The sequence below is a fragment of the Anaerotruncus sp. AF02-27 genome (genome assembly GCF_003465835.1).
Lineage (GTDB): Bacteria > Bacillota > Clostridia > Oscillospirales > Ruminococcaceae > Anaerotruncus > Anaerotruncus rubiinfantis.
This window is the reverse complement of the sequence record NZ_QSBX01000050.1, coordinates 1-10,016: the sequence shown is the minus strand read 5'-3', so window position 1 is coordinate 10,016 and position 10,016 is coordinate 1. Positions and strand designations below refer to the sequence as shown.

Annotated in this window: 10 protein-coding genes; all 10 read right to left on the bottom strand. The window is 52.8% G+C overall.

Features of this window, described 5'->3' with window-relative positions; all coding sequences use genetic code 11:
- Window positions 1-178 precede the first annotated feature (178 nt).
- Window positions 179-2,095 carry a hypothetical protein gene (locus DWV16_RS18405; protein ID WP_066460199.1) on the bottom strand — a complete coding sequence of 639 codons (1,917 nt, stop codon included), beginning with the start codon at window positions 2,093-2,095 and terminating at the stop codon, window positions 179-181.
- Window positions 2,092-2,466 (bottom strand): hypothetical protein, encoded by a 375-nt coding sequence (locus DWV16_RS18400; RefSeq protein ID WP_118480900.1) that lies wholly within the window; start codon window positions 2,464-2,466, stop codon window positions 2,092-2,094. Before DWV16_RS18400 ends, DWV16_RS18405 begins: the two co-directional genes overlap by 4 nt.
- Window positions 2,467-2,537: 71 nt before the next feature.
- On the bottom strand, window positions 2,538-3,596 hold the full coding sequence (locus DWV16_RS18395) for a chitobiase/beta-hexosaminidase C-terminal domain-containing protein (RefSeq protein WP_066460202.1): 1,059 nt from the start codon (window positions 3,594-3,596) through the stop codon (window positions 2,538-2,540).
- A gap of 39 nt (window positions 3,597-3,635) precedes the next feature.
- The gene (locus tag DWV16_RS18390) at window positions 3,636-4,370 is read right to left on the bottom strand and encodes a hypothetical protein (protein ID WP_118480898.1); all 735 of its coding nucleotides are present in this window, start codon (window positions 4,368-4,370) and stop codon (window positions 3,636-3,638) included.
- Window positions 4,371-4,508: 138 nt separating this feature from the next.
- Entirely contained in the window at window positions 4,509-6,113 is a 1,605-nt protein-coding gene (locus DWV16_RS18385; protein ID WP_118480896.1) for a hypothetical protein, read from the bottom strand.
- Entirely contained in the window at window positions 6,103-6,261 is a 159-nt protein-coding gene (locus tag DWV16_RS19220) for a hypothetical protein (RefSeq protein ID WP_154018918.1), read from the bottom strand. The genes DWV16_RS18385 and DWV16_RS19220 overlap by 11 nt, the downstream gene beginning before the upstream one ends.
- A 1-nt stretch (window position 6,262) precedes the next feature.
- The gene (locus DWV16_RS18380; protein ID WP_118480894.1) at window positions 6,263-7,591 is read right to left on the bottom strand and encodes a phage terminase large subunit; all 1,329 of its coding nucleotides are present in this window, start codon (window positions 7,589-7,591) and stop codon (window positions 6,263-6,265) included.
- Window positions 7,581-8,192 carry a terminase small subunit gene (locus tag DWV16_RS18375; protein WP_079988341.1) on the bottom strand — a complete coding sequence of 204 codons (612 nt, stop codon included), beginning with the start codon at window positions 8,190-8,192 and terminating at the stop codon, window positions 7,581-7,583. Before DWV16_RS18375 ends, DWV16_RS18380 begins: the two co-directional genes overlap by 11 nt.
- Before the next feature lie 4 nt (window positions 8,193-8,196).
- Window positions 8,197-8,379, bottom strand: a complete 183-nt coding sequence (locus DWV16_RS18370) for a hypothetical protein (RefSeq protein ID WP_118480892.1) — start codon at window positions 8,377-8,379, stop codon at window positions 8,197-8,199.
- Window positions 8,380-8,530: 151 nt separating this feature from the next.
- Window positions 8,531-8,704 (bottom strand): hypothetical protein, encoded by a 174-nt coding sequence (locus DWV16_RS19215; RefSeq protein WP_158572978.1) that lies wholly within the window; start codon window positions 8,702-8,704, stop codon window positions 8,531-8,533.
- Window positions 8,705-10,016 lie beyond the last annotated feature (1,312 nt).

The window sequence follows — 10,016 nt, the reverse complement described above, 5'->3', positions numbered from 1 at the left end:
CAGGGTTATCAAGTCGTTTATCTTGCCCTTGGCAATGACGTTTTCCGCCACGTTGTCAAAGCGGGCTTTCAGCCACGCGGCCTGATTATTAATTGTATCCGGTAATGCCTTCACGTTCTGATTCTCGAAATCAGCATCCGTAAATTTCAAATCCGTTAACGCGCTCAAAATCTCACCTCTATTTCACGTAATTCCCAATGGTGTACCGCTTTTCAATGCCATAGATCCCGAATCCTTCGCTCAAAGCGTCGTTTCGCACGATGATTTGCAGCATGATATACTTTTTGATCTTCGTGTTGAATGGCACCACCTGCGGGGTGTCGATGGTGTTGAAGGTAAAGCGGTTAAAGTCGATCTCGTCCCAATCGAAAATATCCATTGTGGCATACTTGATCTCCCGCCCGAAATCCTTTTCGGTTCGCGCTGTGACCTTGACGGAAGAACGCTTGCTGGGCTTGATGAGAACGCCGCTGCCCTTTTTGACCATCGTCTTTCTGACGGTGAAATCCCCGTCGTCGTCAAACTTGGTTGCCCATTCAGCTACCACCGGCGCGTTGTCATCGTTATACCGGGTCATAAGTTCAATGTCGGTGTTGAATTTGCAGATTCTCCCGTCGTTCGTCCCGAAGAACAGTTCCCCGTCGTGTTCCATAATCACCACCGCCGGGATGTTCGTCCAGTGATAGCACCGATACGCATAATCCCCCGTGTACTGGTTGACCTGCTCCTTTCTGCTGTTCGCATCCAAAAGATAGGCATTCCCATTCACCACCAGCACATAATAGCCATTCCATTCAGTTGCCACCGCGTTTTGCAGGTCCGGTTCCTTTCTCAGCACAGCGTCTACAAAGTAACTGCGGTTTTTTAGCGTCCGTTCGTAGGTGATGAGATTCGAAGTGACCGCGTATACGCCTGTACGGGCAAGGAATAACGGTTCGTCTTTCAGGGTTGCAAAACAGCCTCTTGCGATTGCCCCAACACCCGCAACCCCCTGTTTAAGCGGAAACTGTACGCCGCCGTTGGAATCGAGCTGCGCAGAGCGCATATAGACGGTGCTGTCCTGCTGGTTTTCCTCTTTGACCACCGCCAGATATTCACCCAGCCGGAGATATCCCATAATCGCGGTGCTTTCGCCGCCTACGTTCGCGTAGGTAGTGTCACCAAAGTAAGAAGGGTCGTTGAGACCGCTGTACCAGTCGGTATTGCGCATATCGGGATTGCCGGAAATAAACACCCGGTCGTTCGTTCCCACGCCGTATCCCGCCGCTATGGTGCACTTCTTCACTCGGTCGGCATAGTCCTTGTACTCTTTTGTGAAGGTCACATAGAGGTTGTCCGCACCATCCACCAGCGGGCTTGGCATGGTCGCCTTGAAGGTGATTGTGCCTTTTTTAAGGTCTACTGTGTAGTCTGTAGTTTCGGTTTTCTTAACCTCATTTAGCTTCACTTCGTCCACGCTCTTAATGTCCGTAGCCGAAAGCTGATAGGTCTTTTCCGAGGTTGTTAGAAAGCGGTTGATCTGTTTGCCGGAAAGCAGGTTGATCGCCTCGTAAGGCACGCCGCCGCCCGTAGGGGCACGCCCAATTACCGTGGTTGGGACAAATGCCACGTCCACCACGTCTTTGAGCTGCATGGTTTTTTCCGGCACGTCGGTTGTTTCCCCTTCTGCGGGCTTTACATAATCCGGGTTGTCGAATTCCCCGTAAACCAGATATTCCGCGCCGGTGAGGAACCACATCTTCCCTGCCATTGTAAAAGCGGTAGATTTTGCGTTATGGATGTTCTCCCGGATCACCTGCGGGTTTTCTCCCGGCTTCCACAGGTAGAGCTTGGAGGCCCCATGCGCAAAATAATAGAGCTGTTGCTTCAGCTTTACGCACCAAAGGCCATTTACCGGCGCTTCAAGCTGAAAGAGCGTCCGCCACCCCAGCCGCTTTTCTGGGTTCCCTCCGTTGTCGCTTATAAGATTTGGGCACCACGGGCTTTTGTCCTCCCCGATCTGCGACGGGTCGGTGGACATATCCACGCCTTTGAGCTTTGTGTATTTCGTTAAATAGATCTTTGGAGATCCGCCTGCAATCCGTACCGGCTTCATGCGTACACATCCTCTATGTCTTGTGGTTTCACCTGTGTTAAAGCGTTTACAGCATTCACGTACTGGCTGTTGAAGTATCCGACCTTATCCATGTCCATATCGTCATAGACCAGTTTTTCCGCCAGCCCGTAGGGCATTGCCCCGATTACAAGATCATCCTCATAAGGGATTTCATCGGTGAATGCGCTGACCCTCGGCAGTTCTGTGAGCGGTTCCTTCCCGCGCACCTCACGAATGGAATTGTTCACGCTGAAAAGCCCTGGCAAAAGCAGATTGATTAACGCGGGGGAGAATGTTTTATAGTCCCCCGCCGTCTGTTCATCCTCAAAAATCAGGGCCAATGCCGCCTTATATACATCCTCTGCGGTCATGTGCTCACTCCTTTAAAAAACGGGACGGGGACGCATATCCCCGCCCCGTTGGTTTCCCGGTGCGCCTGTGATTAAGCTGTTAAGGTGACGGTCGCAACCTCGGAAGGATACGCGCCGTCTTTGTAGGCATAAGCCTTTACAACGGTTCCAGCGCCTGTGCCCGCTGCAGTTCCGATTTTTGCGGTCTCGCTGTAGCGCGGGTCGGTGCCGTCGGTGGTGAATTTTACGGTCGCGCCGGAAGGCGGAGTGATCGCGCCGGTCGCCGCCGCAATGGTCGGGGCTGCAAGCACAGTGCCCGCGCTCGAAGCAGTGTTGACCTCCACATAGATGCCATCCGCCTTTGCGCCGATCACGAACACGTCATAGTAGAAGCGGCCTTCCATCAGGTTGCCGGAGATTCCGGGCGGGTCCTGGTGGAGTTTGGTTTCCGCGATCTTCGCCGGGGCAGTCGCGGAGTTCTTGTAAACGATCATGAAGTTCACGTTCGCGGGCCATCTGCCTGCCGGGACTTTCACGACCTTCATGTTGTCGTATTCGCCCACAACACCCTTTGCAAGCGCCTTCTCCGCGAGCTTGTCAACTGCGAGAAACTCATCCGAGTGTTTCAGATACTTGTAAGTTTCGACCGGCATGTAGAGGGTGCGCCCATCCTGCGGGACCTCCTTGTCGTCGAGATACTGTACCGCGTCGGAAATCCGGTCGCAAACGTTCGATTTGGAAAGCGCCGTCCCGTTTCCGACGATCTTGCCCGCGAGCTGCGCCAGCCGTTCAAAGGTGTATTTGTCCTTCATCGGGACAACCTGTTCCTTGATTTCAAGCCCCAGCATCCGGCCCGCCGCCTTGATGCCCTGCTGATCCTTGTTATTGCCCTTATCGACCGTCAGCGAGAAGGATTTATCCTGCGTCATGGTCATTTCCTGCACGGTGTCCTGGATCTCGGTGGGGGTGCCGTACCGGCTGGTTCCGCTGCGGGTGTAGTCCACAAGCGGGACGGTCTGCGGGGTGCTGATCTTGACGGTGCGAACGCCCGAAAAGCTGTATTCGTCGTTCAGTTTTCCATCAATGAGGGATTCACTTTTAAAGACGGTAGCGATCTTAGAGGAATACTTGGTATGTAGATTGATTGCCATATTAATTCGTCCTTTCCGTTTTACCGGAAAGCAAAGGGCTTATCTAAATACGCTCGAAAAAGCGTCCATAAACCCGTCAGGGTCATCTTCTGAAAGTTCGCCTGTTGCGCTTCCCGGTGAAGTCTCTTTGTTCTTCTGGTTCTGCTCAAACATGGCGATTTTCTGACGAAGCTGTTTATTTTCCCATGCGCGGTACGCCGATAGCGGCTTTTCACCTTTTGCAACGGCTTGGATGACCTCAGGCGGGAACTCCTTGATACCGGGATACTCCCGCGCAAGCTCAACAAAGGCCTGCCTCTGCTCCTGCTGTCTGCGCTGCTGCGCCTCCATTGCCTCCCGCTGCCGTTTGTCCTGCTCGAGCTGCAATAGCCGCCTTGCGACATCCTCCGGCACACCCCGGCCCACTTCCTGCTGCACGCGGGCCTCCTGTTCCTGGCGCATGAGTTCCTGCACATACTGTTCGCGGGTCATGCCCGCCTGCTGTGCGTAGCGGTCGAGGATCTGAAATTCCGGTGCGTTTCGCATCCGGTCGTATTCCTGCCGTACATGGTCATAGTCAAGGCCCTTCTGCGCATTCATAATGAGGTCGTCAAGCCCCATCTGCACTTCCTGGCCTAAATGTTTCAGGGTGTAAACCGGTTGTTCCGGTTCCTCCTGCTGCGGATTTTCCGGCTCTGGATTGGTTTCTTCCTCTGCCGGTTCAGCTTCTTCAAAAATATCGTCCAACTCAGATGGATTGGTTTCTTCCATCGCTTCCATGATCTCTTCGTTCATAAATAATCTCCTTCCGGTTGGTGTCCCCGGTCATGCGCCGCTTTACGGTTGGTGTCCCCGCTTCGGCGGCTGATGTTTCTATCTGTTCAGTCAGCGGATTCCTCCGCCTCCTGTTCTCCGACTACTTTCCCGTACAGCTCACATTGGGGGTTGCGGCATTGGAATACCAGCTTGTCCGCCACCTGCTTCGGGTCTGTCGCTATATGGCATTTCGGGCAAAAATCCATTCTGCATGGCCTCCCTTCCCTTAAGCTCGGAAATGAGTTTCTGCTTGTTTTTGATATACCCATCAGGGATGGATTCCAGATATAATACCGCGTCCTGGATGATTCCCTGCGAGAAAAGGTTGTCAATGGTCGATACCTGCGCCAGCTCCGACCAGTATGACGACGCGCCTACATCCACATTGAGCTTTAAGAACAAATCGTTAAGCTGTGAGAAATCAAAAATCGCCGTCTGCGCGTCTCCGTTCGCATCGCTGAAATTTACCTGCCGCACGCCGTAGTTGACCCGCATCATGTCCAGAAAGATCCGGTAATAATCCTCTACAAACTGATAGAAGGCCATCCTTTGCAGCTCCAAAGGCACTTGTGAGGACTTTTGCACCGCGATAATCGCGCTCGTGTTGTCAGGCCTGATGTTTCCCAGCGCCGCGTCAGACGCACCCATTGTGTCCCGCGTATAGTCGATGATCTTTTCAATCAGCATGACCACCTGGCTTGACATGTCCGCGCCGCCGATCTCCCTTGATACCGCCTCGTTTGGGTTTCCTTCGACCGGGATTGCCTGCCCGACTTTGTTTGACCATCCTGTCGGAATCATCTGCCGGTTATAAGCAATCTTTGGGAATGCCATCTTCTTGACATGCTCCATGCTCATAGCAAAGAGCTTGTTTATGAAAATCTGGTTCGGGATTAGTCCAGTGATGCAGCTTTGCCCGTGGTAACAGTTCTTGATCTTGTCCCAAGAAAAATAGGTGATGGGATAGAGCTTATACCCGGTATTAACCGGTTTCTTTATGACAACGTTTTGTGTGGCCTTTGTCCACCATACGGTGTTGTCCTGCTTCCAGAACTTGATAAGCACCGTGACCTTTCCTGTCTCGTTCTCGCGGTTTATTCCGTTCGGGTCGTCGTCCGCGAGAATCTGCTCGATATTGTCCTTGCTCACGCCATTTGCTTTGGCTTCCTCCTTGACGGATTCTACCGTCTTGCGCATTACCAGCATGATATAGGGCTGCTTCTGCACGTCGCAGAGCTGCGGATTACCGAACAGGATGTTCGTGTTGTCGATTTCCTCCGCCTCAATGCGTCCCATTGCCATATCCCCGAGCTGTTCGCCCGCATCGAAGTAAAAATACATGCAAGCGTCGCCGTCTACGGCTGCGTTGCGGATCGCGTCACGGTTTTTCGAGTTGAGCTTTGCCAGTTCCTTGATCTCATCTAAACTGGAGGAAATAATTTTCAGCGCAATGTCGGTTTTCTCATCTGCCGTACCGGAGAATAAAGACACCTGCGCCGCAACATCATCCGACACGATGGTTGCAATAAAGTAACTGACCACGCGCTTTAAGATATTGATAACCGGCTTGTCCAGGTCAGGAGCATTTACACCTTTCCACTGGTTCCCGATGAAGAAATCCTCATTCTGCCGCACCGTCTCATACAGGTTGATTTCCTGATTGTAGGATACGGCCTTTTCATACTCCGCCCATATTTCCTGCGGCTCCGTCTTAATCTTCATGTGCTCCCTCCTGCGGCCTGCCGTCGTACTCCCACATGTTCATGAGCTGTTCTTCCTTCGTGGGCTTGCCCGTTTTTACCGGCGGCTTTTCTTCCAGCCGGTCAACCCGTTCTTTCAGCTCCCGGAACTCTCTAAACCAATGCAGCATATTACCCTCCAAATCCTAAGAATTCGTCTATCTGCTCTTCGTACTCGGGCGGCGCGTCCTCGTCCTTTGTTGCTGGAATTAAAGTAGGAATTGGCCTTCCCGCGACAAAGTACCGGATCGCATCCGGCCCGTGGGTGAATTCGTGCGGCTCGTTCGCGCAGTCGTTCGGGTTCTTTTTGTCAAACTGCAAGGCTGGTATCGATTCTATCAGGTGTTCACAGTTGTGGAATACCCGAAGGTTTGCGGCCTCTGCCCCGGTTTCGTCTATGGTTGGCTTTAACCACTCTTTCAGGTTGTACCAGCCCTGTACGCGGTCATTCTTGGCCTTTACAAGATAGATTCCGTATTCCGCAAAAATATCCGCAACGCTCTTTCCTGTGTCCTGCCGCCTGTTCCACAGGTCGGGCGGCGCGAGATAGGTATCGATCTTTTCATTCGTGGCGGCCATGATTTTCTTCGCCGCCTCAGAGATAATCAGGCCGGATTCGTATATTTCACGGTATACATAGGCCCGCCCGGTTGTATCCACCGCGATCCAGTATCCCGCCAGCATATCCAGCCCGTAGTCCATTGCGAAGTACCGCCGCCAGTGTGCCGGGATCGGGAAAGGCTCCATGACGTGTGTTTTCTCGCTCCACTCGCTGAAATACTGCCCGGCAAAGACATTCCAGTCGCCATCCAGCCATGCGCGTCTGAGATCCTCCGGCAAGTTCTCCAGCATCCTCACATAGCCGGTGTCCTGCTCGATGAGGGCCTTATTGTCGTATACTCTTGCCGCAATAAAGGTGTAATCCTCCGGGTTCTCGCCGTTTTCGTACCGTTTGGTGATAAACAGGCGTTTGACCCATTCATGCCCTACGCCGCCCGGATTGCAGGTGAGATACATCCGCTTCGGGAAAGGGTTTGCACCGCGCAGGCAGGCCGTCAGGGTGTCGTATTGGAACTTGGTGAACTGCGTCGCTTCGTCGATGAAGATAACGTCAAATTCCTGTCCCTGGTATTGCAGCACATCCGCTTCGCCGTCGCAGTAGCCAAACCGCAAACGGGAACCGTTGGGGAAGATGAACGCCTTTTCGCTCTCTTTATACTGCGCGATCCCTGCAAGGTCGGTCATGAGCGGCAGAATGTGGTTTTCCCTCAGCTCCGGGAAGGTCCGCCGCAAGAGCAGCATGCGGATGCCCGGATAGTTTACCGCCATGAGGATTGCTTTTTTGCGTGTGGCCCAGGATTTGCCGCCTCCGCGCGATCCACCATAGGCCACAAAGCGGCTACGGGCAAGGAAGAATTCTTTTTGCTTATCGTTGGGCGGCTCGATCAGCTTAACCGGCATAATCCTTCACCTCATCCGACAGGGCGATTTTAATATCTCCTCCGTCTTTCCCGGAAAGCTCGGTCTTATCAGTGAACAACTTAAAGTACCGCCCCAGCAGCTCCAACGCCTTGACCTTATCATGGGTCTTAACTTTTAGCCCCTCTCTGGTTTGTTCATATCCGGCAATAGCGGCCCGACGTTCTTCTGGGATGTTTTTTGTCTCGAACACCTCAACTGTCTTATAGGCTCGTACCTCCTGATGTGTTTCTCCGTCATCGCCTATCACATCGGTTAAATACTCCCGTTCAATCACCTGCGCAAAATCAGATCCATTTGCCATTGCCACCGCCGCCAGTTCCCGCAGCACGTCCTTGGCTGTCACAATACATTCGTCCTCCGCCTCTTGTACCAGCCTGGATCGCAATTCTTCATACCTTGCGTATACCTTGGGTTGCGCGAGCAGCTTACTTGCGGTTTCGTCCACCGTCTTGTCACTGCTTTTACAATTCGGGTAAGCCGTTCTATATGCTTCGCGCTGGCTTTTTCCCTCTATGAGCAGCTCTATAAACCGTTCTTGATTTGGGGTTATTTTCATGGCGCTATTCTTTTTTTCTCCCACAAAATCACCCCTTCAATAGACTTATCTCCCTACATATCGCCTCATACTGTGCATTAAGATCCTCCAACTCCGCTTTTGCCTCCCTGCGCTTCTTCCCGGTCTTGTGGATTAGCCGTTCGTGCAGCTCTATGCGCTCGCGTAAGATACGCACCCGCTCTTGTTCCAGTGTTTCCAGTCCGAACTTCATTTTTTCCGCTCCTTATTTTAGGAGTTAGGGCATACTTTACCCGGTATGCCAGCGGGTGAAAGGAGGCTGCAAATGTATGCGGGTGGAGCGGGGCCGTAGGTACGAGCTACGGCACAACACAAACGCTACCGCGCTCATTTGTGCTGCTGGGCTACTGTTCCCCGCGTGTCTCGATAGATCCACTGTTTCTCGTTGTGTTTGCTCTGTCCAAACATCTCTTAACTGCGCTGCGGTCGCTGTCCGCAAAAAACGCCTCGGATTTTTGGGGAGCAATTTCAAAGGACGGGCCGGGCACTGTCAGCAGTACAGCGTCTTTCTTTTTCATTCATCCCATCTCCTAAAGATTTAAATGCCGTGCCCGCCCACCTTGTAAAAAACACAGCGCACATGGACGCCCTCCTCCATGCCCCCAGCGACACGTCTGCCGCCCAATTCATTTTTTTGCCGGGAATTACCCAGCGCGGGGGTTTTCATCCCGCATTCGTCCGTAGACAGAATCCGCTATTCTGGCGAAAGCCCCATGAATCAAACATGGGCGCGGCTTCTGCGCCTCTGCACAGGTTCCGCCGATTCTTTGCTTTCGTGTCGCCGGGAATTGCCCCGGCTTTGTATATATCCCGCGTCTACACGCATTACCCGGATTGTTGGGTTGGCCTCGGCGCGGGAGAGTTAACTCGCCTCACTATACGGCAGAGGCTCTCCGCTTTTTTAGGTCTCCACTCAGGCAGGAGCTCTCCTTTTGCGTTTTAACTCCAGCACAGGATCACGCACAACCTTGTGTGGCCCTCCCCGCATACTGGCTGGGAGTATACGGTTCATTGGGTACTTTAACCCCGGCGCGACTTCCACACGTTTCCGTGCTGCGCATAGCACCTCGCGTTCTCCGGCGGTCTTTACCCCATCCAACCTACGAATACCCCGCGTGGCACGCAAGCCTTCGATTGGACAGGATGTTTAACCGTGGCAGGGATTTGCACCCTGCATAACTGCATTTCGGATCGTCCATGACTTCATAGCGCAACCGGCATAGCAGGATTCTGGCCCTTACCATGACCAATTTTCAGTCGGGCTGTTCCGTCGTTTGGCGGTGGAACCCATTACCGCTCATAACCAGCGCTTGGTCTTGCAGTTTTACGTTTAGCGTCTACCTATTCCGCCACACGGTTATGTCTAAATGCCGCTCCTAAAAACAAGGCCGATGCAGGCACCCGCCTTTTGAAACCTCACGGCTGGTTTTGTTCGTACCGGTTCGCACGGTTACCCCACTGTTTTACGCCCGTTGGTGACTCCCTTTAGGCGGGTCGCAGGCTTCGCAAGTTTCTGCAACACGTTCAATGTACCGCATCCGGCTCGTGCACCCTTTGCGGCATATATCCCACTTCCCACCCCTCCCAGCTTTTTCTATGCCGGGCCGTCCCATATTCGGATCAAAAACAAAAAGAGCCGATCAACCGTCATTGCGACAGTTAATCGGCTCATGTACTATGTACTTTGCTCTCTACACGGTTAAGGAAAGCTCGAACGTGTGTCCGCAACTTTTACATACACAGGTGATAACCTTAATCATGGGATTCTTTTTTAAGCCTGCAAATAAAAAGTCAAGCTCCAAAGCGGGCTTGACGAAAGAAAATGTTGCA

Coding starts and splice junctions, on each gene's coding strand:
- DWV16_RS19220 (WP_154018918.1), bottom strand. CDS start 6,261: ATGCTGCATTGGTTTAGAGAGTTCCGGGAGCTGAAAGAACGGGTTGAC.
- DWV16_RS18395 (WP_066460202.1), bottom strand. CDS start 3,596: ATGGCAATCAATCTACATACCAAGTATTCCTCTAAGATCGCTACCGTC.
- DWV16_RS18380 (WP_118480894.1), bottom strand. CDS start 7,591: ATGCCGGTTAAGCTGATCGAGCCGCCCAACGATAAGCAAAAAGAATTC.
- DWV16_RS18385 (WP_118480896.1), bottom strand. CDS start 6,113: ATGAAGATTAAGACGGAGCCGCAGGAAATATGGGCGGAGTATGAAAAG.
- DWV16_RS18400 (WP_118480900.1), bottom strand. CDS start 2,466: ATGACCGCAGAGGATGTATATAAGGCGGCATTGGCCCTGATTTTTGAG.
- DWV16_RS18405 (WP_066460199.1), bottom strand. CDS start 2,095: ATGAAGCCGGTACGGATTGCAGGCGGATCTCCAAAGATCTATTTAACG.
- DWV16_RS18390 (WP_118480898.1), bottom strand. CDS start 4,370: ATGAACGAAGAGATCATGGAAGCGATGGAAGAAACCAATCCATCTGAG.
- DWV16_RS19215 (WP_158572978.1), bottom strand. CDS start 8,704: ATGAAAAAGAAAGACGCTGTACTGCTGACAGTGCCCGGCCCGTCCTTT.
- DWV16_RS18370 (WP_118480892.1), bottom strand. CDS start 8,379: ATGAAGTTCGGACTGGAAACACTGGAACAAGAGCGGGTGCGTATCTTA.